The 24,402-nt window shown below is 68.4% G+C and carries 26 protein-coding genes; 13 read left to right on the top strand and 13 right to left on the bottom strand.

All coding sequences use genetic code 11. The features are described 5' to 3' along the window. Both ACFU5M_RS12915 and ACFU5M_RS12910 read right to left on the bottom strand, forming a co-directional pair. A partial coding sequence (locus ACFU5M_RS12915; RefSeq protein ID WP_379048386.1) for an acetyl/propionyl/methylcrotonyl-CoA carboxylase subunit alpha occupies nucleotides 1-1,842 on the bottom strand: 1,842 nt, incomplete at its 3' end. 198 nt (nucleotides 1,843-2,040) lie between these two features. Further along, complete coding sequence (locus ACFU5M_RS12910; protein WP_379048384.1) at nucleotides 2,041-2,958, bottom strand: sulfurtransferase; 918 nt, start codon at nucleotides 2,956-2,958, stop codon at nucleotides 2,041-2,043. A gap of 169 nt (nucleotides 2,959-3,127) precedes the next feature. Between ACFU5M_RS12910 and ACFU5M_RS12905 the strand changes: the two genes are divergently transcribed. After that, entirely contained in the window at nucleotides 3,128-3,904 is a 777-nt protein-coding gene (locus ACFU5M_RS12905; RefSeq protein ID WP_379048382.1) for a helix-turn-helix transcriptional regulator, read from the top strand. On the opposite strand, the gene ACFU5M_RS12900 is transcribed toward ACFU5M_RS12905, so the two are convergent. From ACFU5M_RS12900 to ACFU5M_RS12890, 3 genes are all read right to left on the bottom strand, one after another. Continuing rightward, nucleotides 3,833-4,465, bottom strand: a complete 633-nt coding sequence (locus tag ACFU5M_RS12900) for a nucleoside triphosphate pyrophosphatase (RefSeq protein ID WP_379048380.1) — start codon at nucleotides 4,463-4,465, stop codon at nucleotides 3,833-3,835. The two genes, ACFU5M_RS12905 and ACFU5M_RS12900, sit on opposite strands and share 72 nt — an antisense overlap. After that, nucleotides 4,462-4,797: an acyl-CoA carboxylase subunit epsilon gene (locus ACFU5M_RS12895; protein WP_379048378.1), complete on the bottom strand. Its 336-nt coding sequence runs from the start codon at nucleotides 4,795-4,797 to the stop codon at nucleotides 4,462-4,464. Before ACFU5M_RS12895 ends, ACFU5M_RS12900 begins: the two co-directional genes overlap by 4 nt. Nucleotides 4,798-4,988: 191 nt before the next feature. Continuing rightward, a complete protein-coding gene (locus ACFU5M_RS12890; protein ID WP_379048376.1) occupies nucleotides 4,989-6,629 on the bottom strand; it encodes an acyl-CoA carboxylase subunit beta in 1,641 nt (546 codons plus the stop codon). A 206-nt stretch (nucleotides 6,630-6,835) separates the two neighbouring features. Here ACFU5M_RS12890 and ACFU5M_RS12885 point away from each other — a divergent pair, with 206 nt between their 5' ends. Continuing rightward, nucleotides 6,836-7,027 carry a hypothetical protein gene (locus tag ACFU5M_RS12885; protein ID WP_379048374.1) on the top strand — a complete coding sequence of 64 codons (192 nt, stop codon included), beginning with the start codon at nucleotides 6,836-6,838 and terminating at the stop codon, nucleotides 7,025-7,027. A gap of 28 nt (nucleotides 7,028-7,055) precedes the next feature. After that, entirely contained in the window at nucleotides 7,056-7,862 is an 807-nt protein-coding gene (locus tag ACFU5M_RS12880) for a biotin--[acetyl-CoA-carboxylase] ligase (protein WP_379048372.1), read from the top strand. Between the two features lie 280 nt (nucleotides 7,863-8,142). Here ACFU5M_RS12880 and ACFU5M_RS12875 read toward each other — a convergent pair whose 3' ends face one another. Further along, complete coding sequence (locus tag ACFU5M_RS12875) at nucleotides 8,143-9,096, bottom strand: acyl-ACP desaturase (RefSeq protein ID WP_379048370.1); 954 nt, start codon at nucleotides 9,094-9,096, stop codon at nucleotides 8,143-8,145. 159 nt (nucleotides 9,097-9,255) lie between these two features. On the opposite strand from ACFU5M_RS12875, the gene ACFU5M_RS12870 reads away from it, so the two are divergent. From ACFU5M_RS12870 to ACFU5M_RS12860, 3 genes are read left to right on the top strand one after another with little or no spacing between them, the layout of a single operon-like run. Then, nucleotides 9,256-9,801, top strand: a complete 546-nt coding sequence (locus tag ACFU5M_RS12870) for a PH domain-containing protein (protein WP_379048368.1) — start codon at nucleotides 9,256-9,258, stop codon at nucleotides 9,799-9,801. Between the two features lie 17 nt (nucleotides 9,802-9,818). Next, nucleotides 9,819-10,496 (top strand): response regulator transcription factor, encoded by a 678-nt coding sequence (locus ACFU5M_RS12865; protein WP_379048366.1) that lies wholly within the window; start codon nucleotides 9,819-9,821, stop codon nucleotides 10,494-10,496. 1 nt (nucleotide 10,497) lies between these two features. Beyond that, nucleotides 10,498-11,802, top strand: coding sequence for a sensor histidine kinase (locus tag ACFU5M_RS12860; protein ID WP_379048364.1), 1,305 nt, complete (start codon nucleotides 10,498-10,500; stop codon nucleotides 11,800-11,802). Nucleotide 11,803: 1 nt separating this feature from the next. On the opposite strand, the gene ACFU5M_RS12855 is transcribed toward ACFU5M_RS12860, so the two are convergent. Further along, on the bottom strand, nucleotides 11,804-12,343 hold the full coding sequence (locus tag ACFU5M_RS12855; protein WP_379048362.1) for a GtrA family protein: 540 nt from the start codon (nucleotides 12,341-12,343) through the stop codon (nucleotides 11,804-11,806). A gap of 39 nt (nucleotides 12,344-12,382) precedes the next feature. Between ACFU5M_RS12855 and ACFU5M_RS12850 the strand changes: the two genes are divergently transcribed. The 4 genes from ACFU5M_RS12850 to ACFU5M_RS12835 all read left to right on the top strand — a co-directional run bounded on the left by ACFU5M_RS12850 (nucleotide 12,383) and on the right by ACFU5M_RS12835 (nucleotide 16,340). After that, nucleotides 12,383-13,603 (top strand): 5-(carboxyamino)imidazole ribonucleotide synthase, encoded by a 1,221-nt coding sequence (locus ACFU5M_RS12850; RefSeq protein ID WP_379048360.1) that lies wholly within the window; start codon nucleotides 12,383-12,385, stop codon nucleotides 13,601-13,603. Next, nucleotides 13,596-14,111, top strand: a complete 516-nt coding sequence (purE, locus tag ACFU5M_RS12845) for a 5-(carboxyamino)imidazole ribonucleotide mutase (RefSeq protein WP_379048358.1) — start codon at nucleotides 13,596-13,598, stop codon at nucleotides 14,109-14,111. Before ACFU5M_RS12850 ends, purE begins: the two co-directional genes overlap by 8 nt. A gap of 245 nt (nucleotides 14,112-14,356) precedes the next feature. Continuing rightward, a complete protein-coding gene (locus tag ACFU5M_RS12840; RefSeq protein ID WP_379048394.1) occupies nucleotides 14,357-15,019 on the top strand; it encodes a TetR family transcriptional regulator in 663 nt (220 codons plus the stop codon). Between the two features lie 163 nt (nucleotides 15,020-15,182). Next, complete coding sequence (locus tag ACFU5M_RS12835; RefSeq protein WP_379048356.1) at nucleotides 15,183-16,340, top strand: acyl-CoA dehydrogenase; 1,158 nt, start codon at nucleotides 15,183-15,185, stop codon at nucleotides 16,338-16,340. 394 nt (nucleotides 16,341-16,734) lie between these two features. Here the strand turns inward: ACFU5M_RS12835 and ACFU5M_RS12830 are convergent, their stop codons facing one another. Further along, entirely contained in the window at nucleotides 16,735-17,688 is a 954-nt protein-coding gene (locus ACFU5M_RS12830) for a TetR/AcrR family transcriptional regulator C-terminal domain-containing protein (protein ID WP_379048354.1), read from the bottom strand. 225 nt (nucleotides 17,689-17,913) lie between these two features. Between ACFU5M_RS12830 and ACFU5M_RS12825 the strand changes: the two genes are divergently transcribed. Next, nucleotides 17,914-19,176, top strand: coding sequence for an FAD-dependent monooxygenase (locus ACFU5M_RS12825; RefSeq protein WP_379048352.1), 1,263 nt, complete (start codon nucleotides 17,914-17,916; stop codon nucleotides 19,174-19,176). Then, entirely contained in the window at nucleotides 19,167-19,616 is a 450-nt protein-coding gene (locus tag ACFU5M_RS12820; protein ID WP_379048350.1) for a VOC family protein, read from the top strand. The genes ACFU5M_RS12825 and ACFU5M_RS12820 overlap by 10 nt, the downstream gene beginning before the upstream one ends. 13 nt (nucleotides 19,617-19,629) lie before the next feature. Here ACFU5M_RS12820 and ACFU5M_RS12815 read toward each other — a convergent pair whose 3' ends face one another. Together ACFU5M_RS12815 and ACFU5M_RS12810 are read right to left on the bottom strand one after the other, a co-directional pair. Further along, nucleotides 19,630-19,914 carry a GNAT family N-acetyltransferase gene (locus ACFU5M_RS12815; protein WP_379048348.1) on the bottom strand — a complete coding sequence of 95 codons (285 nt, stop codon included), beginning with the start codon at nucleotides 19,912-19,914 and terminating at the stop codon, nucleotides 19,630-19,632. 46 nt (nucleotides 19,915-19,960) lie between these two features. Then, nucleotides 19,961-21,319, bottom strand: a complete 1,359-nt coding sequence (locus ACFU5M_RS12810; protein ID WP_379048346.1) for an FAD-binding oxidoreductase — start codon at nucleotides 21,317-21,319, stop codon at nucleotides 19,961-19,963. A 284-nt stretch (nucleotides 21,320-21,603) separates the two neighbouring features. Here ACFU5M_RS12810 and ACFU5M_RS12805 point away from each other — a divergent pair, with 284 nt between their 5' ends. Beyond that, nucleotides 21,604-22,113 carry a GtrA family protein gene (locus ACFU5M_RS12805; RefSeq protein WP_379048344.1) on the top strand — a complete coding sequence of 170 codons (510 nt, stop codon included), beginning with the start codon at nucleotides 21,604-21,606 and terminating at the stop codon, nucleotides 22,111-22,113. Between the two features lie 143 nt (nucleotides 22,114-22,256). Here ACFU5M_RS12805 and ACFU5M_RS12800 read toward each other — a convergent pair whose 3' ends face one another. From ACFU5M_RS12800 to ACFU5M_RS12790, 3 genes are read right to left on the bottom strand one after another with little or no spacing between them, the layout of a single operon-like run. Then, a complete protein-coding gene (locus tag ACFU5M_RS12800; protein WP_379048342.1) occupies nucleotides 22,257-22,910 on the bottom strand; it encodes a Type 1 glutamine amidotransferase-like domain-containing protein in 654 nt (217 codons plus the stop codon). A 6-nt stretch (nucleotides 22,911-22,916) separates the two neighbouring features. Continuing rightward, a complete protein-coding gene (locus ACFU5M_RS12795; protein ID WP_379048340.1) occupies nucleotides 22,917-23,753 on the bottom strand; it encodes a maleylpyruvate isomerase family mycothiol-dependent enzyme in 837 nt (278 codons plus the stop codon). Then, complete coding sequence (locus tag ACFU5M_RS12790) at nucleotides 23,750-24,211, bottom strand: HIT family protein (protein WP_379048338.1); 462 nt, start codon at nucleotides 24,209-24,211, stop codon at nucleotides 23,750-23,752. The genes ACFU5M_RS12795 and ACFU5M_RS12790 overlap by 4 nt, the downstream gene beginning before the upstream one ends. Nucleotides 24,212-24,402: the final 191 nt, after the last annotated feature.

The raw sequence follows: 24,402 nt of genomic DNA, 5'->3' as shown, positions 1-24,402 counted from the left end.
GGCGATCACCTCGCCGTTCCGCCGCATGGGACAGGCCGCGGTCCGTGCCATCACCTCGGTGCCCTGGGTGATCGCCGCGCCCGTCTCGACGGACAGGCCGGTGACCACGCCCGCCTTGTGAGCGTTGACCGGGTTCTCCATCTTCATGGCCTCGAGCACCACGATCAGATCGCCCGCCTCGACCGACTGGCCCTCTTCCACCGCGACCTTGACGACGGTGCCCTGCATCGGAGCGGTGACCGCGTCACCGGAGGCCGCGCCGCCGCCCGCGCCGCCACGCTTGCGCGGCTTGGGCTTCTTGCGGATCACACCGGCGCCGTTGCCCGCCGCACCGGCCGCACCGGCGCCGACGGTGAAGTTGCCCGGCAGCGAGACCTCGACCCGGCGGCCGCCGACCTCGACGACGACCTTCTGCCGCGGCTGGTCCTCGTCCTCGTCGGCCGGGGCGCCCGCGCCGGTGAACGGCTCGACGGTGTTGACCCACTCGGTTTCGATCCACTTGGTGTAGACGTCGAACTTCTCGCCGTCACCGATGAACGCCGGGTCCTCGACGATCGCCCGGTGGAACGGGATGACCGTGGCCAGGCCGTCGACCTCGAACTCGGCCAGCGCGCGCCGCGCCCGCTCCAGCGCCTGGGTGCGGTTCTCGCCGGTGACGATCAGCTTGGCCAGCATCGAGTCGAACTGTCCGCCGATCACGCTGCCGGCCACCACACCGGAGTCCACGCGCACACCGGGGCCCGACGGCTCGGAGTACACGCTGACCGGGCCGGGGGCGGGCAGGAAGCCGCGACCGGCGTCCTCGCCGTTGATGCGGAACTCGAAGGCGTGGCCGCGCGGCGTCGGGTCCTCGGTGATCTCCAGCTTCTCGCCGTTGGCGATGCGGAACTGCTGGCGCACCAGGTCGATGCCCGCGGTCTCCTCGGTCACCGGGTGCTCGACCTGCAGACGGGTGTTCACCTCGAGGAAGGAGACGGTCTCGCCCTGCACCAGGTACTCGACGGTGCCCGCGCCGTAGTAGCCGGCTTCCTTGCAGATGGCCTTGGCCGAAGCGTGGATCTTCGCGCGCACCTCGTCGGACAGGAACGGCGCGGGGGCCTCCTCTACGAGCTTCTGGAAGCGCCGCTGCAGCGAGCAGTCGCGGGTGCCCGCGACGATGACGTTGCCGTGCTTGTCGGCGATGACCTGTGCCTCGACGTGGCGGGCCTTGTCCAGGTACTGCTCGACGAAGCACTCGCCGCGGCCGAAGGCGGCGGTGGCCTCGCGCACGGCCGAGTCGAACAGTTCCGGGATCTCCTCGATGGAGTGCGCGACCTTCATGCCGCGCCCGCCACCACCGAAGGCCGCCTTGATGGCGACCGGCACACCGTACTTCTCGGCGAACTCGACGACCTCGGTCGCGTTCTTCACCGGGTCCTTGGTGCCCGCGGCCATCGGCGCCTTCGCGCGCTCGGCGATGTGCCGCGCGGTGACCTTGTCACCCAGGTCGCGAATGGACTGGGGGGAGGGGCCGATCCAGATCAGCCCGGCGTCGATGACGGCCTGGGCGAAGTCGGCGTTCTCGGAGAGGAAGCCGTAACCGGGGTGGATGGCGTCGGCGCCGGACTTGGCGGCGGCGTCGAGGATCTTGTCGAACACGAGGTACGACTCGGCCGAGGTCTGGCCGCCCAGGGCGAAGGCCTCGTCGGCGAGCTTGACGAACGGGGCATCGGCGTCCGGCTCGGCGTAGACCGCGACGCTGCCGATACCGGCGTCCTTGGCCGCCCGGATCACGCGCACGGCGATCTCGCCTCGGTTAGCTACGAGTACCTTTGTGATCCGCGCGCTGGCATGGCTGGGCACTGAGCCTCCTGTGTGCATTCTTCTGGTCGCTTCGCCGGGGGATGGGGTCGCTGCGCAGCCTCCGCTCCCATAATCGACTTGTTTACGTCTCGGGCGAGTGTAGGCAGTCTGCCAACAGACGCCGAACTCGGCTAGTCCTACTGAACAGTAGGTCGCGGATCACAACGTACGCGATCTGTGTTTGGGACCGCCCCCGACTCACCTGTTCCGGGTGCGCCGCGAACCGCCGCGCGCGGGCACCTCGCCGGGGTCGTCCCCCTTGGCGATCGGCATCCGCACCGAATTCCCCCACTCGGTCCAGGATCCGTCGTAGTTGCGTACACCGTCGCGCCCGAGCAGGTAGGTCAGGACGAACCAGCTGTGGCTGGATCGCGCGCCGACTCGACTGTAGACGATCACCTCGTCCTGGCCGGCCGACGCGCGGTAGACGTCGTCGAGTTCGGCGCGCGAGCGGAAACCGCCGTCGGCGGCGCACGCCTCGGTCCACGGAATGTTCGACGCGGTGGGGATGTGGCCGCCGCGCAGCGCCGCGCCCTCGGGATCGGCTGGTTCGAGCACGCGCGTGCCGGAGTACTCCTCGGCCGAGCGCACGTCGATCACCGGTTTGCCGAGGTGGGCGAGCACGTCCTCACGGAACGCGCGGAAGGTGCTGTCGTCCCGGCGCACGGCCGGGTAGGCGCTGCGCACCGGATAGCCGGGCTCGAATGTCGTGTCGCGCCCCTCGGAGATCCACGCCGTGCGTCCGCCGTCGAGCAGGCGCACGTCCTCGTGCCCGAACAGGGCGAACACCCACGCCGTGTGCGCCGCCTGGGTGTTCCCGCGATCGCCGTAGATAACGACTGTGTCGTCACGTTCGATCCCTTTGGCGCGCATGAGTTCGGTGAAGCGGGTTCCGTCGATATAGTCGCGCGTGACCGGATCGTTCAGATCGCTTCGCCAATCCAGTTTGGTGGCGCCCGGAACGTGCCCGATGTCGTACAGCAGGGTGTCCTCGTTGGCCTCGATGATCTCGAGTCCCCGCGCGCCTAGGTTTGCCGACAGCCACTCCGTGGTTACTAGTCGGTGAGGGTGTGCGTAGGAACCGAGTGAGGGATGAGGGTCCGGAGCGACGGGCACGGTGTTTGGGTCCTTCACGCATGGGTGGACGGTGGTGGCAGCGGTTCGAGGCCGAACAGCGATGGTAGGTGTGAGGCGACAGTGACTCTCGTTTCAGATCACAAATCGGATGAGGGCCGAATAAAGGGCACCTACATCCGATAAAGTCTCCCGGGAGGAGGGGTGAGCTATGTCCGATTCTTGGCCGCGGCGGCGACTGCTCGCGATCCTACGTGGCGCCAGCGAGCCTCTCGACGCCCAGGAACTGGCCAGAATCACCGGACAGCACGTCACCACGGTCCGATTCCATCTCGATGTGCTGACCAGGGAATCCCTCGTCCGGCAGTTCCAGCAGCCGCCGCGCGGCCGTGGGCGGCCGCGCATCGGATACAGCGCGGTGCAGCGATCGGTGGGCTACCAGGATCTGGCGCAGGTGCTCGCCGATCAGCTCGGCCCGGACGCGCGGCGCCGATCGGAGGCCGCGGTCGCGGCCGGTCGCGCCTGGGGCAGCAGACTCGACGTGGGTGACCATCGGGTGGAGTCGCTGGAGGACGCCAAGGACCTCACGATGACGTTGATGTCGGAATTGGGCTTCGCGCCCGAGCGCGACCCGTCCCCGGAGACCGAGGGCAAGGTGCTGATCCGGTTGACGGCGTGCCCGCTGCGCGAATTGGCGCGGACGCACTCCGAAGTGGTGTGCGGCGTGCACCTCGGGCTGATCGAAGAGGTGCTCGACCGGGGCGGCGCGCACGGGACGATCGACGTGCGGATGCATCCGTTCGTCGAACCGGAGCTGTGCGTGGCCCGGCTGGAACTCATCGCGGCGCAGCGCGCCGAGACCCAGCAGGCGTCGACGGCGCCCCCCGGTGGGGACGCCGAGGCGTTCACCGCGCCGTCAGGCCGTGTGGCCCCACAGCTGCGTAACGCCGATCCCAACATCGCCAAGCAGTCGGCGCAGCAGTGGTAGCCCGATGCCGATGACGCTGGACGGGTCGCCATCGATGCGATCGACGAACCAGCCGCCCAGCCCGTCCAAGGTGAACGCGCCTGCCACCTCGAGCGGCTCACCGGTCGCGATGTAGGCGTCCAGCTCGTCCGGCTCCGGCTTGGCGAAGTGCACGGTGGTGCTGCTGCAGTCGACCGCCTCGGCGGTGATCCGGCCATCCCGCATCCGCACCACGCAGTGACCGGTGACCAGGTCCGCGCTGCGCCCGGCCATGTCGCCCCACCGCGCGCGAGCGACCTGCGGGGTGTGCGGCTTGCCCTGCAACTCGCCGTCGACGAGCAGCATCGAATCGCAAGCCACCACAACGCAGTCGTCGGCAAGCTCCGGAATGTCGGCGGCCACGGCGGCCGCTTTGGCGCGCGCGAGTTCCACCACGACCGCGTGGGGTGGCGTGCCCTCTGGGAGGGCGGCGGCGACCGCGTCCTCGTCCACGGCGGAGACCCGGACGATCGGGTCGATACCCGCCGAGCGGAGAACCTCCCGGCGGGCCGGGGACGCGGAAGCCAGGATCAGCCGCGTCACCCGCGCAAGTGGGACAGCTGCGGGAAGGCGTACGGGGAGAACGGCGAAGAGCCGCGGTGCATCAGCGTCGGGTGGCCCCACATATCGGGCGGGCCCGCGGGTCCGGTGTGCGCGGCGTTGTTCGCCACGGCGGACAGTACGCACACCAGCGCGGCGAGTTCCTCGTCGCTCGGCGAGCCCTTCACGACACGGAAGAACGGCTCAGCGGTGGCCTCGGCGGATAGCGCTGCCGCGTTCGAGCCGGTGGAAGCACCGGTCTCGTCGGCGATCGGGTCGACTGCGAGATCCAGTTCGACGGCGCTCAACACATCTTCTTCTGCCACGGTCGTCACAGTGCCAGGTCCTCTCTTTGCCTCTATCAGCGGACTGATCAGGCTATTCCCGTTTTCCGACTAGCTACGGATGAAGCATTCGTCCTCGGATGCACTCATTGCGTCTCTGCAACAAGCCGGTACACGCCAGCGTAAGTGTTACCGAGGCCGATGCCACCCTTTGTGCGCGGCCTATCGAGCGTATCGCTCGATCACAGCGGGATGTTGCCGTGTTTCTTCGGCGGAAGGGTCACCATCTTGCGTTCGAGCAGTCGCAGCGCGGACACGATCTGACCGCGGGTGTGCGACGGCGGGATCACCGCGTCCACGTAACCGCGCTCGGCGGCGACGTACGGGTTCACAAGCGTGTCCTCGTACTCGTTCTGCAACTCGAGCCGCAGCGCATCGACGTCTCCGCCGTCTTTGGCGGCCTGCTGCAGCTGCTTGCGGTAGACGAATCCGACGGCCCCGGAAGCTCCCATGACGGCGATCTGGGCGGTCGGCCAGGCGAGGTTCACATCGGCGCCCATGTGCTTGGAACCCATGACGTCGTAAGCGCCGCCGTAGGCCTTGCGCGTGATGATCGTGATTTTGCCCACAGTGGCCTCACCGTAGGCGTAGAGCAGCTTCGCGCCGCGCCGGATGATGCCGTTGTACTCCTGGCCGGTGCCGGGCAGGAAGCCGGGCACGTCCACCAGGGTGATGATCGGGATGTTGAACGCGTCGCAGGTGCGCACGAAGCGTGCGGCCTTCTCCGAGGCGTCGATGTCCAGGCAGCCCGCGAACTGGGTGGGCTGGTTGGCCACGATGCCGACGCTGCGGCCATCGATCCGGCCGAAGCCGACGATGATGTTCATCGCGCGCTCGGCCTGCACCTCGAGGAACTCGTCGTCGTCGAGCAGACGACGGATCACCTCGTGCATGTCGTAGGGCTGGTTCGGCGAGTCCGGGATGATCGTGTCCAGCTCGAGATCCTCGTCGGTGAGCGAGTCCTCGATCGCGCCGTCGATCGGGTCGGTGGCCGGGAACCGCGGCGCCTCGGCGCGGTTGTTGCTCGGCAGGTAGGACAGCAGATCCTTGACGTAGTCCAGGGCGTCCTGCTCGCCGGAGGCGACGTAGTGCGCGACGCCGGACTTGGTCATGTGCGTATGCGCGCCGCCCAGGTCCTCCATGGTGACGTCCTCACCGGTGACCGTCTTGATGACATCCGGGCCGGTGACGAACATCTGGCTGGTGCCGTCGACCATCACGACGAAGTCGGTCAGCGCGGGGGAGTACACGTGACCACCGGCGGCCGGGCCCATGATCAGCGAGATCTGCGGGATCACGCCGGAGGCCTGGATGTTGCGGTGGAAGATCTCGCCGTAGAGGCCGAGTGAGACGACGCCCTCCTGGATGCGCGCGCCCGCGCCCTCGTTGATGCCGATCAGCGGGCGGCCGGTCTTCAGGGCCAGGTCCATCACCTTGACGATCTTCTCGCCGTAGACCTCGCCCAGGCTGCCGCCGAACACGGTGACGTCCTGGCTGAAGATGCAGACGTCGCGGCCGTCGATGGTGCCGTAACCGGTTACCACGCCGTCGCCGAGCGGGCGGTTGTGCTCCAGTCCGAAGTTGACGCTGCGGTGGCGGGCCAGCGCGTCGAGTTCGACGAAGGAACCTTCGTCCAGCAGCGCGAGGATGCGCTCGCGGGCGGTCATCTTGCCCTTCGCGTGCACCTTGTCGACCGCGGCCTCACCCATCGGGTGCTTCGCCTCTTCCAGCCGATTCCGCAGGTCAGCCAGCTTCCCGGCGGTGGTGTGGATATCGGGGGAGCCCGCCGGACCTGATGCGGGCTGCTGCTGGACACTCGTCATGGCATCGGAGTGTAACCAGTACCAGCGCTTCCTTTCTAACCAACACCGGGCTACCGGTGAGTAGAAAACCGCAGCTAGATCAGATTTCCCAGACAAACTTCCTGGTCGGTAGCAGGGTTCGGAAGGCGGAAAATGAGTATCGCCGACCGGTCGTGCCCGCTTAGCCTGAGGGCGACGGATTTCCGAACGAGGGGGAGGAACGCGTCATGTGGGAATGGGGTAGAACTCGCGCCGAGTACGCGGCCGCCACGGCGTGGACGCGGCCCACCGAGACGGCGCCGAAGTACGACGAGCCCGAGTTGTGGGCCGAGACGGCCGAAGGCGAGCGGGAGGACGGCGAGGGTATGTACGCGGCGGCGCGCGACCCGATCGTCTCCAGGTACGACCTGGTCGGGTAGCGCCCCGCACGACGAGTAGCCTGCCGGTGTGCAAAGGCCACCGTTGGATGCAGAGCAGTTGCGGCGCAGTGCCGTCGAGTCGCCCGAGCTGTCGTTCTTCACGCGGATCGACGTGGTCGAGTCCACCGGGTCCACGAACGCGGATCTGATCGCGCGTGCGGCCGATCCGGCCGCCGACCGCCTGGTTCTGCTGGCCGAGACCCAGGTCCAGGGCCGCGGCAGGCACGCCAGGACCTGGGTCAGCCCGCCGCGGGCGCAGTTGGCGATGTCGCTGCTGGTGCGGTTGCCCGGGATCGGCCCCGCCTCGCTCGCCTGGCTGGCACTGCTGACCGGCGTCGCCGTGGTCGACGCGCTGACGGCCACGGCGGGCGTGCCCGCCGAGCTCAAGTGGCCGAACGACGTGCTGATCGAGGGCCGCAAGGTGGCGGGCATCCTGGCCGAGGTCGCGGTGAGCGCGGGCAGTGGAGCGCCTGCCGTGGTGATCGGGCTCGGACTCAACGTGAGCCTGACCGAGGAGGAACTGCCGGTGCCGCACGCCACGTCACTGACCATCGCCGGCGCTCGGCAGACCGATCGCACGGTGCTCGTGCGATCGCTGCTGACCGAGTTCGCCCGTCGCTTCACCGCGTGGCGCGACGCGGATTGGGCGATCGATGAGCTATCCGCGGCCTATCGCGAGCGGTGCGCCACGATCGGCAGCGAGGTCCGCGCCGAGCTGCCCGGCGACCAGACATTGACCGGCGTCGCCGAGGGCGTCGACGGCTACGGCCGCCTGCTCATCGGCGACCGAGCGGTGTCCGCGGGCGACGTCACGCATTTGCGCGCTCAATACTGAGCATCCGCATCTTCGGCGGCGCGGCGCGCGTGCCTATGGCCTCCAGTAGGGCGGCGTTCGTGCCCACGGCCTCGGCAGTAGGGCGGCGAGCTCCGCGCCGCCCCACTGCCGGACCTACGAGCGCCGTCTACCTCGGTTCTCACCGGCGCCGCGGAGATGATTCACGTTCAGCGCCGGTGCGCTCGATTCGGTGCTGCTGTCCAGCCGCGGCGAGCCCGAGTCCCCGAGGTGCGAGCGGACCCTGCGCAGACCCGCGCCCTGATCGCTGAGCCCGGCGGCCTCAGACGCGCTGGGCGAGGCCGCGCTCGGCATCCCTGGCGAGTGCGCGATCGCGCTGCTCCTCGAACTTGATCACGTCCTTGCCGAGTTTCTCCAAGAACGCGCCCAATTCGTCGCGCGCCTGCTCGCCGCGCGGCCCGTAATCCGAGCGGTCGAAGACATTCCACTGCTTGAGCACCGGCTGCAAGACCTCCTCCAGATGCTGGCGCAGATCGTAGATGCCGTGCTTTGCCATCAGCACGCCGTAGCGGCGGAAATTCGGCATCCCGGCGCCGGGCATCAGGAAATTCTGGACGATCCTGGTGATCGCGGGCAGCGCTTGGTCGGGGACCAGGTCCAGCGCGGCGCCGCACAGCGAGCGATAGAAGATCATGTGCAGGTTCTCGTCGGCGGAGATGCGCTGGAGCAGGCGGTCGGCGACGGCGTCGTTGCACGCCTTGCCCGTATTGCGGTGCGACACACGGGTGGCCAGCTCCTGGAAGGTGACGTAGGCGACGCTCGCCAGGAATCCGCCCCACCCTTCCGGCGACTGGACGCCGTTGCTCATATGGATCATCCTGGCCTCTTCCAGGGCGACCGGATCGACGGCGCGGGTGACGACCAGGTAGTCCCGCATGGCGATGCCGTGACGGTTCTCCTCGGCGGTCCAGCGGTCGACCCAGGTGCCCCACGGGCCGTCCTCGGAGAAGTTCTGCGCGATCTCCCGGTGGTAGGAGGGCAGGTTGTCCTCGGTGAGCAGATTGGTGATCATGGCGACCCGGGCCACCTCACCGAGGTGCGATTGCTCCGGCTCCCAGTCGACGCCGCCCAGCGCGGCGAAATTGCGGCCCTGGCTCCACGGCACGTAATCGTGCGGATTCCAGTCTTTCGCCATGGACAGGTGCCGATTGACGTTCTCTTCGGCGACGGGTTCGAGTTCGGCCAGGATTTGCAGCGGGGTCAGGTCTTTGGTCACGCGGTCCTCCACGGTCGGAATCGGCGATGATGGTGAGCCGGGCGTTGCGCGATACAGAGAGCCACTGCGCGGAATCGTCACACGCAGGGTGCCGATTGTGCAGCATGACGCGCTGTGGTGTCAGCCGTTCCGGCATCTTCAGGCGGTAGTGTTCCTGATATGGGTTATCCGGAGGATGCGCTGGCGCCCGAGGAACAGCTGCTGCTGCATCGCCACCCGCATTGGAAAATGCTCTTCTGGCCGATCGTGACGCTCATCGTGGCCACGGCACTCGCCGGTTTCGCAGGGGGACTCGTCTCGCAGAAGGCCACGGGCACCACCGGTTCGGCGCTGCTCGTCACGGTGCTCGTGGTGTATCTGGCGATACTCCTATGGCGTTGTGCCGCACCGATTGTCCGATGGAAGTCGACGCATTTCATCATCACCGACCGGCGGGTGCTGGTGCGTCAGGGCGTGCTCACGCACAGCGGCATCGACATTCCGATGAGCCGGATCTCCAGCGTGCAGTTCCGGCACGGACTTTTCGATCGGTTGCTCGGCACCGGGACGCTGATCATCGAGTCGTCCTCCTCCGAGCCGCTGGAATACGACGACATCCCGTCGGTCCAGCAGGTACACGCGCTGCTGTACCACCAGGTGTTCGAGGTCGAACGCCGTCGCGACGGCCGCGACGAGCGCCGCGACGACCGTCGCAGCTACCGGTGAGCCCGTAACCTGGCCGTATGACCGCTGTACTGCTGGCCGAGGACGACGACGCCATCGCCGCGCCGCTGTCGCGGGCGCTCGGCCGCGAGGGCTACTCGGTGACCGTCGAGAGTTTCGGCCCGGCCGTGCTGCAACGAGCCCTGGAAGGCGGTCATGACCTGCTCATCCTCGATCTCGGCCTGCCCGGCATGGACGGGCTGGAGGTATGCCGCCAGGTGCGCGCCCGCGGCGCGGATCTGGCCGTGCTGATGCTCACCGCGCGCACCGACGAGGTGGACTTCGTGGTGGGGCTGGACGCCGGCGCCGACGACTACGTCGGCAAGCCGTTCCGCCTCGCCGAGCTGCTGGCCCGGGTGCGAGCGCTGTTGCGGCGCAGCGGAATCGGTGACGACACGGTGGAGGTCGGGGGTATCCGCCTGGAACCCGCGGCCCGGCGCGTAATGGTGAACGGAGTCGAAATCGGTTTGGCCAACAAGGAATACGAGCTGCTCAAGGTGCTGATCGATCGAGCGGGTCAGGTGGTGGCGCGTGAGACCATCCTGCGCGAGGTGTGGGGCGACGCGGAGTTGCGCGGTTCCAAGACGCTGGACATGCACATGTCCTGGCTGCGCCGCAAGATCGGCGACGAGGGCCCCATGGCCGAGCGGCGCATCGTCACCGTCCGCGGGGTCGGTTTCCGGCTGAACACCGACTGACGTGCGCCGCCGGATCCTGCGTTCCATGCTCACCGTGCTGACCCTCACCACGGTGGTGCTCGGCGTGCCGCTCATCTACACGGCGTGGTTGTGGGTGGAGGACATCACGCGCAACGACCTGCAGAACCGGCTGGACCGGATCGCGGCGGAGATCATCGCCCAGGAGCGCGACGGCACCGTACCCGGCGAGCTGGAAATCCGGTCGGTGGCGCCGTTGGTGCCCGAGAACGGGAAGCTCACTATCGTCTACCCGTCCCAGCTGGACAACGCATCCCGGCGTGATATCGGGGTGTTGGAGGTGCCCGACCCGCTGGTCGAGTCGCTGTCGATGGGCAAGTCGGCGTCGCTGCGCCTGGAGGTGCCCTCGGCGCCGATGCACGCCATGCAGCGCCAAGCGGTCGCGGTGGTCGCGCTGGCGGTACTCGCCTCGCTCGGCGCGGCGGTCTCGGTCGCGGTGGTCACCGCCCGGCGGGTGGCCGATCCGCTCCGGGATGTCGCGGCGCGCGCGGCGCGGCTGGCGATGGGCGATTTCCGCCCCGATCCGCGCAGGCACGGCATCGCGGAGCTGGACCGCGTCTCCGACGTGCTCGACTCGGCGACCGTGGAGATCGCCGGACGGCTACAGCGCGAACACGCCCTGGTGGCGGACGTCTCGCATCAGCTGCGCAGCAGGCTGACCGCTGTGCGGCTGCGCCTCGACGAGCTGTCCGCGCACCGCGATCCGGAAGTGGTGCACGAGGCCGAGGAGGCGATGGCGCAGGTCGATCGGCTCACCGACGCGATCGACGACCTGGTCCGTGCCTCCCGGGACGAGGACGCGGCCGATCGCGATCCGGTGCCGGTGATGGACGAGCTGCGCGGCGTGGTCGCCGAATGGACCCATCCGTTCACCGAAGCGGGTCGGACGCTGACCCTCACCGGCGACCAGTCGCTGCGCGCCCCGATCACGGGTTCGCGGCTGCGCGAGGCGGTGGCGGTGCTGGTGGACAACGCGCTCATGCACGGTGGAGGGACCTGCACGGTATCGGTGCGCTCGGTGCGGCCGGGGGTCGGCCGTGAGCCGCTGGTGTGCGTCGAGGTTGCCGACGAGGGGCACGGCGTGCGTGACGAGCTGGCGCCGCACATCTTCGATCGGGGCTTCTCCGCGGGCGGTTCCACCGGTGTCGGGCTCGCGCTGGCGCGGGCGCTGGTCGAGGCGGACGGCGGACGGCTGGAATTGCAACGACGCAGGCCCGCGCTGTTCGCGGTGTTCCTCGGGGCGTCGAAGGCCCGTCCGGTGAACGCGGTGGTAGCCGAGCCGCGGTGACTCAGCCGCGGCCGAGTTCCTCTTCCACGAGGTCGACGAACTCCGCTTCGAGTTCGCTCATCTCGTCCGGGAAGACCCAGCGGCGCATCGACCAGAAACGGAAGGCCATCTGCAGCAGATTGCCGATGATGAAGGCGCTGATGAAGTCGGCGATGTTCTCGACCGTGAAGCTCACGTTGGGCTGGCGTAGGTCGAAGACGTAGCTGGAGATCCACAGCGGGGTGAAGGCCAGGACCACGCCGACGCCGCTGACGGCGAAGAACAGCAGTGCCTCGTGATGGCGTTCGCGCCCGCCGCGATTCTTGAACGACCATTCGCGGTTCAGGATGTAGGACGCGATCACGGCGATGACGCCGGAGATGATCTTGGCGGTGACCGGTTTCTCCGCGAGCACCGTCCACTTGAGGGCGTAGAAGATGCCGCTGTCGATCACGAACGTGGTCGCGCCGACGATCGCGAATTTGATCAACTCCCGATGCCGGTACGCGACATCTTGCACCGGCTTGGGGAGGACGCTGACCACGTCGTCGACGAATGACACAAGACCGGAGTGTACCGGTACCGATCATTCGCGCCGGACATGACAATATTGTCCGACGTGAGCGCACGTTCCTTCGACCCATCCGCAATGCCCACCGTCACCATGATCGGTGGCGGCCAGCTGGCACGCATGACCCACCAGGCGGCGATCGCGCTGGGCCAGCGGCTGCGCGTGCTGGCCGAGAACCCCGAGGACCCGGCCGCCCAGGTGAGCCCCGAGGTGGTGCTCGGCAGCCACACCGACCTGGGTGCGCTGCGCAAGGCCGCGGTCGGCTCGCACGCGCTGACCTTCGACCACGAGCACGTGCCGACCGAGCACTTGGAGGCGCTGGTCGCCGAGGGCGTCAATGTGCAGCCGCCGCCGCAGGCGCTGCTCTACGCGCAGGACAAGCTGGCGATGCGCACCAAACTGAGCGGACTCGGGCTGCCCGTGCCCGCGTTCACGCCGGTGACCTCGGTCGCCGACGCGGTGCGTTTCGGCGACGAGCACGGCTGGCGGATCGTGCTGAAAGCGGTGCGCGGCGGCTACGACGGACGCGGCGTGTGGATGCCCGAGTCCGCCGACGCGGCCGCGGCGATCGTCACCGACCAGCTGGCCTACGGCGTCCAGTTGCTGGCGGAAGCCAGGATCGACCTGAAGCGCGAGCTGTCGGCGATGGTGGCACGTTCGCCGTTCGGGCAGGCGGCGACCTGGCCGGTGGTGGAGACCGTGCAGCGCAAGGGCCAGTGCGCGGTCGTCATCGCGCCCGCGCCCGACCTGCCGGAGGACACGGCCGCCGCGGCGGAGACCATGGCGTTGAACCTCGCCGGGGAACTCGGCGTCGTCGGCGTCATGGCGGTGGAGCTGTTCGAGACCACCGACGGCGAACTGCTGGTGAACGAGCTGGCCATGCGCCCGCACAACTCCGGGCACTGGGGCATGGACGGCGCCCGCACCGGGCAGTTCGAGCAGCATCTGCGCGCCGTGCTCGACTACCCGCTCGGCGACACCGCGCCCCTGGCGCCGGTGACCGTGATGGCGAACATCCTCGGTGCGCCGCAGGCCCCGGAGATGTCGATGGACGAGCGGCTGCACCATCTGTTCGCCCGGATCCCGGAGGCGAAGGTGCACCTGTACGGGAAGAGCGAGCGTCCCGACCGCAAGATCGGGCACGTCAACATCCTCGGCGACGACGTGGCCGAGGTCAGGGAGAAGGCCGAGCGGGCGGCGCACTGGATGTCGCACGCGATCTGGACCGACGGATGGGATCCGCATGAGTGAAGAAGTGGCCATCGGCCCGGCTGTCGGCCTGATCATGGGCAGCGACTCCGACTGGCCGACCATGGAGGCCGCCGCGGAGGCGCTGGCGGAATTCGGTATCCGCTTCGAGGTGGGCGTCGTCTCGGCGCACCGCACTCCGCAGCGCATGCTCGACTACGCGCGTGACGCCGCGGGCCGCGGGTTGAAGGTCGTCATCGCCGGTGCGGGCGGCGCGGCCCACCTGCCCGGTATGGTCGCCTCCGCCACGCCGCTGCCGGTGATCGGAGTGCCGGTCCCGCTGAAGCACCTCGACGGCATGGACTCCCTGCTGTCCATCGTGCAAATGCCCGCGGGCGTGCCCGTCGCGACCGTCTCCATCGGCGGCGCCCGCAACGCCGGCCTGCTCGCCGCCCGCATCCTCGCCGCCCACGACCAATCCCTGCGCACCCGCATGGAACAGTTCCAGGCCGGGCTCGAGCAGATGGTGCTGGAGAAGGACGACGCACTGCGCACGAAGCTCTTGGGCTGAGCGGCGGTTCCCTTGTGGGGGCTCCGTGAATGACGCGGTCAGCGTCGGCGACCCGTTCGCCGGGTCCCGGCCTGCCCCCGAACCGGCCCTCGGCTCGGCAGTTGGCCGGGGTCCCGGCCAACCGCCGAATCGGCCCACAGAGCTCGGCTCGAGATGGCGCGACAACGGAATCTCCGGCGTGGAGAACTTGTGGTTTCGGTTGCTGACTACGGTGTGAGGTCGTGACTACAGGGGATATCGCTCGGATGCGGGGAGGCGACGACACCGCGCATTTTCGGCTCACGGTGGCGGATCAGGCGCTGCGGTTGTTCGCCGAGAAGGGGTACGAGGCGACGACGGTGGACGAGATCGCGGAGGCGGCGGGGATCTCGCGGCGGACGTTCTTCCGGCAGTTCCGGTCGAAAGAGGACGTGATCTTCGCCGATCACGAGTCGCAGCTGGCGCAGGCCGAGCAGTTCCTGTCCGCGTCGCGCGAGGACCCGTGGGAGGCGGTGTGCGCGGCGGTGGTGCAGGTGTTCGAGCGATTCACGCAGTGGCGGGAGATCGCGGCGCGCCGGTATCAGGTGGTGCGCCGGGTGCCCGCGCTGCGTGAGCGCGAGATCGTCACGGTGTTCCGCTACGAACGGTTGTTCACCGACTTCCTGCGCGAGCGGCTGCCCGAAGCCCCCGATCTGGCGCGGGTGCAGTTCGCCGCCGCCGTGACGGCGACGCACAACTACCTGCTGCGCCGGATGGTGCGCGGTGAGTCGGACGCCGGCGCCGCCGACCTGCGGTTGGAGCTGGCCGCGATCCCGCGCGGGGCCGGGCGTGTGGTGAACCCCGACGAACTGGTCGTCGCCGTGTTCCCGCGCGATGCCGCGCCGAGGCAGATCGCAGACCTGCTGGTCCGCAAGCTAGGTACCCTGTGACCTGGCGCGGAGTGCGACCAATCTGACACTGAGTGCCACGTCATCCTCCCATGTGATGGGCGTCCATATGGGTATACTCGACCTATACGTGGCACTGAGTGCCGATACGTTGCTTTCTCGGCGGAAAGCGGCGATCACCACCGACGACCAGGAGTGAAGCCCAATGGCGGGAAACCCCGATTTCGACCTGTTCAAGCTCGAGGACTTCCACGATGAGCTGCGCGCCGCGATCCGCGCTCTCGCGGAGAAGGAGATCGCCCCGCACGCCAAGGACGTCGACGGCAACTCCCGCTTCCCGGAGGAGGCGCTCACCGCGCTCAACGCCTCCGGCTTCAACGCCGTGCACGTGCCCGAGGCCTACGGCGGCCAGGGCGCCGACTCGGTGGCCACCTGCATCGTCATCGAAGAGGTCGCGCGCGTCTGCGGCTCGTCCTCGCTGATCCCCGCGGTCAACAAGCTCGGCACCATGGGCCTGATCCTGAACGGCTCCGAGGAGCTGAAGCAGAAGGTGCTGCCGGATATCGTCAACGGCGAGATGGCCTCCTACGCGCTGTCCGAGCGCGAGGCGGGCTCGGACGCGGCAGGCATGCGCACCCGGGCCAAGCAGGAGGGTGACGACTGGATCATCAACGGCTCGAAGTGCTGGATCACCAACGGCGGCAAGTCCTCCTGGTACACCGTGATGGCGGTGACCGATGCGGAGAAGGGCGCCAACGGCATCTCGGCCTTCCTGGTGCACAAGGACGACGAGGGCTTCGTGGTCGGCCCGCTGGAACACAAGCTGGGCATCAAGGGCTCGCCCACCGCCGAGCTGTATTTCGAGAACTGCCGCGTGCCGGGTGACCGCATCGTCGGCGAGCCGGGCACCGGCTTCAAGACCGCGCTGCAAACCCTCGACCACACCCGCCCCACCATCGGCGCGCAGGCCGTTGGCCTGGCCCAGGGCGCGCTGGACGCGGCCATCGCCTACACCAAGGACCGCAAGCAGTTCGGCAAGTCGATCGCCGACTTCCAGAACACCCAGTTCATGCTCGCCGACATGGCGATGAAGGTCGAGGCCGCTCGTCTCATGGTGTACACCTCGGCCGCCCGCGCCGAGCGCGGCGAGCCGAACCTCGGCTTCATCTCCGCCGCCGCGAAGTGCTTCGCCTCCGATGTCGCCATGGAGGTCACCACCAACGCCGTCCAGCTGTTCGGCGGCGCGGGCTACACCACCGACTTCCCGGTGGAGCGCATGATGCGTGACGCGAAGATCACCCAGATCTACGAGGGCACCAACCAGATCCAGCGTCTGGTGATGTCGCGCGCCCTGCTCAAGTGATGTTCCGGTAGATGTGCGGGCGTTCGGGCGGTCCCGGAACGCATCTCAGGCCCTCTTCGGGCCGTCGAGGTGTGTACGGGCCGCCCGAACGTCTGTCTCTCGCCCCCCGCGCAGTTCGTAGCTCGGCGGCACCCCAGTGTGAGCAGCGTCGAACTGGAATCCCGATTGCTCCGCACTCGTGGTGTCAGCTGACCGCTGGACAGTCCCAGCGAGGAAATCGCCGCGCCGCGCGCACAGTAGCGCCTTCCGGATCCCCCGACGCCCACCTGTCACCGAAAGGCGTCCATGCCTTCGGCAAGCCGAAGCGGACGCCGTGCCACTGGGACGCCTTCACCACCGTCCTGACCTCCGCGAGTGGCACATGGCTGCGGCAAAACGCGAGTAGACCTCTCGCTCATGTGCCACTCACGGACCCATGGCTGTGTAGGGCGGCGAAGCCGTCGAGGTGGCGTGCGAGGCCGTATTCGAAGAGTTCGTTCAGGGTCGATGGCTCGGGGATCGTTGCCAGTAGGGGGAATTGGCCGCTGGCGAGGAGGTCGTGTGCTCGTGTCCGGAGTGCGATGCGCCAGTGGTCGAGGGTCATGCCGGAGTCCTGTTCGGCTTCGGCTTCTTCCGCCATCGACCTGGCGAGGGCGAGGACCAGTGCGTGCAGGGTGAGGGCTTCGTGCATGCGGGTGGTCATGGGCAGTCCGAGTCCGTCGAGGGCGCGTAGTGTCCACTCGGTTTGCGCCATCGTGTTGGGTGCGAGCAAGGGGCGGGTGAACGAGATGACCTCGGGCAGCCACAGGTGTCGCTGGCACAGTTGCCACTGCCTGCGGGCGATCAGTTCGAGCTTGGCGCGCCAGCCGTCCGGTCCCGGCTCGGGGAGCTCGAGTTCGCCGAAAGCCATGTCGGCCATGTGCGTCAGCAGTTCATCTTTGCTTTCGACGTGCCGGTACAGCGACATCGGGCCGACGCCGAGTTCGGCCGCGAGTCTTCGCATCGACACCGCGTCCAGTCCCTCGGTGTCGGCGATCCTGATGGCACTGCGGATCACGTCGTTCCGGTTCAGCGCCTGATCGGAGAGGCCGGATGGCCGCGGCGCCGAGGAGATGGCGGGACGGGATGCCGCCGGCCTGCGCGCGCTGACCACCGTGCCGGAACCGACTCGGGTTTCGACCAGCCCCTCCGCGCGGAGGGTCGCCGTCACTCTGGTCGCGGTGGCTACCGCGACGCCCCAGCGCTGGGCGATCTGCCGGATCGAGGGAGCGCGGTCGCCAGGGCGCAGGTCGCCGGTCGTGATCCGGGCGCGGATCTCCGCGACGATCGTCCGGTACGGCGGATCAGGCCGCGGGGTTGATGACGACATAGGGGTTCTCCGTTCCCTCGTGTCAGGGCGCTGGGAGGCACAAGTGTACTAGTTCGATTTGAAACTGAACAATACACTTATTTCCCTGATAAATAGCAATTTTGGGGGAGCCTGGATACGGTGGACCATGTCGCAGATACGGCGTACGCGCGGATGTGGAGGGTGGTGATCGTCCATCCTCCGTAACCACCTCTATCGGCAGCCCGCTGCCAGCAGGGAGAACGCATGAAGAATCGGAGCATCCTCATCTCCGGGGCCGGGATCGCCGGGCCGACCCTGGCGTACTGGCTGCGGAAGTACGGTTTCCAACCGACGGTGGTGGAACGCGCGGCCGCACCTCGCAGCGGTGGACACGCAGTCGACATCCGCGGTACCGCCCGGGAAGTGGCCGAGCGGACCGGCATCGTCGCCCAAGTCCGGAAGGCGCACACCGGGGCACGCGGATTGGCGTTCGTCGATCGCGCGGGCAAGCGCGTCGCGACGTTGGGTACCGACGTGTTCGGACACTCGGGCGGCCCGGTCGCCGAGATGGCGATACTGCGTACCGATTTGGCCAGAATCCTCTACGACACGACCCGTGACGACGTCGAATACGTCTTCGGTGACTCGATCACCGCCGTCGACGAGGACGAGAACGGCGTGCGTGTCGACTTCGCGAACGGTGGGTCGAGGCGATTCGACCTGCTGGTCGGCGCGGACGGGGTGCGCTCCACTGTCCGCGGTCTGGTTTTCGGCCCGGAGCAGCGCTACGTCCGCGATCTCGGCTGCTACATCGCTCTGTTCAGTACCACCACGGCGCTCGAGCACGACGGTTGGCAGATGATGTACACCATTCCCGCCGGGGACGGCCGGCCCGGCCGGACAGCCGGGCTGTACCCGAAACCTGTTCCAGGAGAGGCGTTGGCGGGATTCTTCCTGCGCTCGGCCCCCGTGGGATACGACAAGCGTGATATCGACGAGCAGAAACGGATCGTCGTCTCCGCCTTCCAAGGTGACGCGTGGGAGATCCCCCGGATGCTCTCCAGCATCTGGGAGGCGCCTGATTTCTACTTCGACCGGGTCGACCAGGTGCACGTGGACACCTGGTCACGCGGGCGGACGGTACTCGTCGGGGATGCCGGCTACTGCGCCTCGCCGATGTCGGGCATCGGCACCAGCCTGGCGCTGGTCGGTGCCTACATCCTGGCCGGTGAACTCGCCGCGGCCGATGGGGACCATCGCCTCGCCTACGCCGCTTACCAGCGGGAGATGCGCGAGTTCGCCGCCCGCGCCCAAGAGTTCGCCCGGGCCGCGGGCGACGGCGGTCTGATGCCGGACTCACGTGGGCAGCTCCGGCTGCGCAACCTGACCGTCCGGATGCTGCCGTTCCTGCCGAGGCGCCTGGTCGGCCGAGGCATGGAAAAAGTCGCCGAAGTAGTCGAACTGAAGGACTACACACGGTTCACCGGGGCAGTGGCCCGCAACAGAGGAGGAAAAGCATGCAGATGAGCACGTTCCTGTGGTTCGACGGCCTGGCCGAGCAGGCCGCCGACCACTACACGAGGCTGATCACCGACTCCCGGATCCTCGACATCCAGCGCGCCGCGGACGGTCGCGCCACTACCGTCACCTTCGAACTGGCCGGACAGCGGTACATCGCCTACAACGGCGGGCCGCAGTGGGCCTTCACCGGAGCGCTCTCGATGTATGTCGAGTGCGCTTCGCAGGATGAGGTGGACACCGTGTGGGCAGGCCTCACCGATGGCGGGAGCGAAGGGCCTGGCGGTTCACTGACCGACCGTTTCGGCGTGACCTGGCAGGTGATCCCGAAAGCCCTGGGCGAGCTGCTGGAGAGCGCCGAACCGGCGACGGCCGAACGGATTCTGAGCGCGGTGCACGGCATGACGAAGATCGATATCCGGGGCTTGCTCGCCGCGAGCAACGGTTGAGCCGGTCGGCGCCTCAGGAGACCAAGTCCCCGTATTCGCGGTGTTCGGCGATGTACTTCTCCACGTACCAGCAGGTGGGGATGACGGAGAAGCCGGACTCGCGTGAGTCGTCGAGGGCGTATTCGACGACCTGGGCGGCTACTCCACGGCCCCGGAATTCGGGGAAGGTCATGGTGTGGTGGAAGTCGCGGACCTTGGGGCTCTCGCGTTCGGCATAGTCGGCGTACCCGGCGAGGGTGTCGTCGATATAGATCTCGAAACGGGTGTCGGCGACGTTGTGTTCGAGCCTGGTCGTCATGTTCGGGTAGAACTCCTAGTCGGCTGGGAATGTTCCGTCGCGGCGGTCATAGGATCGCGCCGGGATTGAGGATGCCGTCCGGATCGAGCGCGTCCTTGATGCGCCGGGTCAGGGCCATCACGTCGGGGCCGAGCTGATCGGGCAGCCATGCCTTCTTCAATCGCCCGACGCCGTGTTCACCGGTGATGGTGCCGCCGAGGGCGATGGCCAGGTCCATGATCTCGCCGAAAGCGCGATGCGCCCGCGCGGTGAGATCCGCGTCGGAGGGGTCGTGCACGATCAACGGGTGGGTGTTGCCGTCGCCCGCGTGCGCGATCACCGACACCGTCACCGCGTTGCGCTCGGCGATCTCGGCGACGCCGCGCACCAGCTCACCGAGCCGGGGCAGCGGGACGCCGACGTCCTCGAGCAGCAGCGGCCCGAGCTTCTCCACGGCGGGGATCGCCAGACGCCGGGCAGCCGCGAACGCCTCGCCCTCGGTGGGGTCCTCGGTGTGGAAAACCTCTGTGGCGCCTGCTTTCTCGCAGGCCGCCGCCATGATCTCCGCTTCGCGCCTGGCGAATTCGCCGGGTGCGTCGGAGCGCGCGACCAGCAGGGCGGCCGCCTGCCGGTCCAATCCCATCCGCAACTCGTCCTCCACGGCGTTGATCGACACCGAGTCCATGAATTCGAGCATCGAGGGCCGCAGTTCGCCGGTGATGGTCAGGATCGCCTCGGTGGCGGCGGTGAGCGTCGGGAAGCTCGCGACGACCGTGCTCTGCGGCGGTTGCGCGGGCAGCAGTCGCAAGGTCAGCTCGGTGATCACCCCGAGCGTGCCCTCACTGCCGACGAACAGCTTGGTCAGCGACAGCCCGGCCGAGTCCTTCAAACGCGGACCACCCAGCCGCACGACGGCGCCGTCGGCGAGCACGACCTGCATCCCGAGCACGTAATCGGTTGTCACGCCGTACTTCACACAGCACAGCCCACCCGCGTTCGTCGCCGCGTTACCGCCGATCGAGCAGATCTCGAACGACGACGGGTCGGGCGGGTACCACAGACCGTGCTGCGCGACCGCGCGCTTGACCTCGGCGTTGAGCAGGCCCGGCTGCACCACGGCGGTCCGGGTGACCGGGTCGACGGTGATCTCGCGCATCCGCTCGGTGGTCAGCACGATCGCTCCGTCGACGGCCGTGGCGCCCCCGGACAACCCGGATCCGGCTCCGCGCGGGATCACCGGGACACGATGCGCCGCGGCCCACCGCAGCGTCGCGGCCACGTCGTCGGTGCTGGTGGCCCGCACCACGGCGAGGGCGGTCCCGGCGTCCGGATCGCGCGCCCAGTCCTGCCGATAGCCCGCCAGCAGGTCGGCGTCGGTGAGCACCGTGCCGTCGGGGAGAGCGGCGATCAAGTCATGCAGGTCCACAACCTCACGCTAGCCGCCCGTGCCCGGGATTCGCTGATCGGCCGACCTATACGCGTGTGGCGCGCGGAAGCCCCGGAATGTGATGTCACGCGCCACAGTGGTATCACCAGTTGCTGGAGGCGCTGTTGGCGGACGCGAACGATGTCGCGTGGCGGCGCTGCCCGGCGGTCTGGGCCGGCTTGGGCCGAGCCGAGGACGATCCCGGCCGAGCACAGATCAGCTGAGCCACCGAGCGGTCGCCGCCCGCTCATCTGCCGGACATCTGCCGCTGGCACCCTGGTCGCGTGCACGAGCTGTCCGAGACCGCCGACACGATCGCCGATCGGTTCACCCACTGGTGCGAGGCGGTCGTGGACCGGCTTCCGTTCGGGCTGGACCGGCTCGTTCCGCCGACCTTCCTTGGCTTCGCGCTGATCAACAGCGGCACCTTCGCCGTCGACTTGGCGCTGCTCACCGTCTTGCACGGCTGGTTCGATCTGCCCGTGTGGTTGTCGGTGACCATCGCGTATGTGTGCGCGTTCGGACTCGCCTTCGTGCTCAACCGGCGGTTCAACTTCCATTCCCACGCGCCGGTCGGCAAGCAGGCCACGGTGTACGTGCTGGTGGTTGTGGTCAACTACCTCGCGTTCATCCTCGGCGTCGGCAGCGGACTCACCGCGCTCGGTCTGGAGTATCACCTGTCCCGGTTGCTGGCGGGTGCGTGCGAGGCCGTCTACATGTACAGCGCGATGCGCTGGGTGGTCTTCCGCCGCTCGGTCGAGCCGGAACCGGAACTCGCGCCGGAAGCGACGTGAACACCTGGACGTAGCGCGGCCTGCGGCCGTGTCGGCTCGACGCGCACTAGCGCCACGCCGAAGACCGCTCCGGGGCGCGGATCCGGCCCGAGCGCGGATCTACGGCTACCGCGTGCACGATCTCGAGCAATGGCTGCGGACGTTCAGGACGTCGCCGGATTGATCAGCACCTCGGTGCGCGCGCCGTCGACGACGATCGCGTCCTCGTCGGTCAGGGCCCAGTGCGCGACGCCTTCGGCGCGGTAGCGGGCGGCGAGGCGAGCACAGTCGCCCTCGGGGTCGGTGGCCGAATCGATGTGCGGCACGATCCGGCGGTCGACCAATCCCAGTCCGTCCCATCGCGGTTCGATTCCGCACGCCGGAGCGACCTCGCCTGGGTCGTCCACCGACTCCAGGCCGTGCAGGTCGGGGGTCAGTACACAGGCCCCGGCGCTGTAACCGGCGTAGACCAGCGCGTCGGAGGCGAGCAGACGGGGAAGAACCCGGTCCGCTCCGCTGCGGGCGAACTGGGCTCGTAGCACGAATGTGTTGCCGCCGCGCACCCACACCAGCGGGAATTCGGCCAGCTTCCGTTCCAGCTCGGCCTCTCGCCCGGCGTACTCGCGCAGGTCGAGCACCTCGGGCCGGTAGCCGAGCTTGCGCAGCGGAGACATGTCACTGGTCACCGCGCCCGCCCATGCTTGCGGCCAGGCGTCGCAGGCGTTCGGAATCAGCGCCACCCGGCCGGGCGGGCCCGCGAGTGCGGCGAGCCGCTCGTAATGCGCCCCGAAGCGGTAGCTGGACAGAAACAGCCGCACCGCGGATCAGATGGTGAAGGCCAGGTGGCGCACGAGGCGCTGCCCGAGTTCGGCGTCGCCCTGGACGGTGATCTCGTCCAAGTGCTTTTCGGCGGTCGTCCGACCGCCGCCGAGCCGCACGAAAAGCCCCGAATCCATGCTGATCTCGACCGTGGCGGGTTCATCGAACGCGTCCACATACCGCGCCCGGCCCGCCACCTCGATGTGCAAGGTCCTGGCCAAAGGGCCGGTCAGCGCGAAGGTGATCCGCGTGCCGGCCGGCGCCTCGCCCTTCTTCGCCACCACGCGCGGGATGCTGCCCGCGAACTCCTCGAACGCCGATGCGCCGCGCGGGCCGCCTTCTTCCACCGGCACGCCGAGCGCGTCGGCGATGTCGAGTTCGTGCATCCAGCAGTCGAACAACCGCACGCGCATGAACCTGCCGTAGGTCACCTGCCCGATCGGCGAGACCGTCTCCTTCTCCCACTCGGCGTCGCCCATGGCCGTGAGCGCCGCCCGCCTGCGCGAGACGACGTCGCGATAGAGCTCGAGCAGCCGGGCGCCGGACAGCGGACGCAACCGGTCCACCCAGATCTCGTTGAGCACCGCGGTCTCGTTGCGCACGTAGGAGAGTGTGCGCACATCGGTCTTCACCGTGGTCGGGTCGTGCGCGGGCGGCCGGTCGCCCAGCAGCCAGGATTCGGTGCCGACCACGTGGGCGAGGACGTCGAACACGGTCCAGCCGGGCAGCGACGACGGGGTGCGCCAGCGGTCCTCGTCCAGTGCGGCGACCAGCGCGTCGATCGCGTCCCATTGCCGCGCCAGCAGGTCGATCAGCGCGGTCCGATCGAACGTCTCGGTCATCCGTCGATTTCCTTATCCGGGCGTTCGCCCTCGTTGTCCAATGCCGCGATGCCGTCGCGGATGGCCGCGGCGGTGGTCACCGGATCGTGGGGACGCCGCAGCAGGAATCCTGTGGCGAACCGTAGCGTGTCGCCGTGTCTGCGCGGGATGACGTGCAGGTGGACGTGCGGCACGGTCTGGAACGCGGCGGTTCCGTCGTTGAGCACCAGATTGGCGCCGTCGGCGGCGAGGCTACTGCGCCGGATCGCCAGCGCGAGCCGATGCCCGGCCCGGAAGATCCGCGCGCCGAGTTCGGCGTCGAGGTCTTCCAACTCGGCGGCGTGCCTTTTCGGTATGACCAGCGTGTGCCCGCGGGCGACCGGCCGGATGTCGAGGAACGCGCAGAGCGTGTCGTCCTCGTACACCTTCGCCGCCGGTGCCTCGCCTGCCACGATGCGACAGAAGACGCAGTCGTTCACACGCTGGACCATACGGCGTACGAGCCGAGCGGAACACCCCGGAGCGTCGATCGGTGCGACGCGCGTCGCCGCGTCCCGGCACGCCGAACTTCCGATTCGGTCCCCACCTCGAGGTTGGTAACAGACTTTTACGTACGGTCTTGCCGTGTTCACTCGCGGCGACCACGATCACAGAACGAGAAGGAACAAGG

This window comes from Nocardia sp. NPDC057455 (genome assembly GCF_042802775.1).
In the GTDB taxonomy this organism is placed as follows: Bacteria; Actinomycetota; Actinomycetes; order Mycobacteriales; family Mycobacteriaceae; genus Nocardia.
The sequence above is the reverse complement of the archived record's forward strand: the minus strand, read 5'-3'. Positions and strand labels throughout refer to the sequence as shown.

Coding starts and splice junctions, on each gene's coding strand:
- ACFU5M_RS12835 (WP_379048356.1), top strand. CDS start 15,183: ATGGCGGGAAACCCCGATTTCGACCTGTTCAAGCTCGAGGACTTCCAC.
- ACFU5M_RS12870 (WP_379048368.1), top strand. CDS start 9,256: ATGGGTTATCCGGAGGATGCGCTGGCGCCCGAGGAACAGCTGCTGCTG.
- ACFU5M_RS12825 (WP_379048352.1), top strand. CDS start 17,914: ATGAAGAATCGGAGCATCCTCATCTCCGGGGCCGGGATCGCCGGGCCG.
- ACFU5M_RS12830 (WP_379048354.1), bottom strand. CDS start 17,688: ATGTCGTCATCAACCCCGCGGCCTGATCCGCCGTACCGGACGATCGTC.
- ACFU5M_RS12815 (WP_379048348.1), bottom strand. CDS start 19,914: ATGACGACCAGGCTCGAACACAACGTCGCCGACACCCGTTTCGAGATC.
- ACFU5M_RS12885 (WP_379048374.1), top strand. CDS start 6,836: ATGTGGGAATGGGGTAGAACTCGCGCCGAGTACGCGGCCGCCACGGCG.
- ACFU5M_RS12795 (WP_379048340.1), bottom strand. CDS start 23,753: ATGACCGAGACGTTCGATCGGACCGCGCTGATCGACCTGCTGGCGCGG.
- ACFU5M_RS12890 (WP_379048376.1), bottom strand. CDS start 6,629: ATGACGAGTGTCCAGCAGCAGCCCGCATCAGGTCCGGCGGGCTCCCCC.
- ACFU5M_RS12865 (WP_379048366.1), top strand. CDS start 9,819: ATGACCGCTGTACTGCTGGCCGAGGACGACGACGCCATCGCCGCGCCG.
- ACFU5M_RS12820 (WP_379048350.1), top strand. CDS start 19,167: ATGCAGATGAGCACGTTCCTGTGGTTCGACGGCCTGGCCGAGCAGGCC.
- ACFU5M_RS12840 (WP_379048394.1), top strand. CDS start 14,357: ATGCGGGGAGGCGACGACACCGCGCATTTTCGGCTCACGGTGGCGGAT.
- ACFU5M_RS12850 (WP_379048360.1), top strand. CDS start 12,383: ATGACAATATTGTCCGACGTGAGCGCACGTTCCTTCGACCCATCCGCA.
- purE (WP_379048358.1), top strand. CDS start 13,596: ATGAGTGAAGAAGTGGCCATCGGCCCGGCTGTCGGCCTGATCATGGGC.
- ACFU5M_RS12905 (WP_379048382.1), top strand. CDS start 3,128: ATGTCCGATTCTTGGCCGCGGCGGCGACTGCTCGCGATCCTACGTGGC.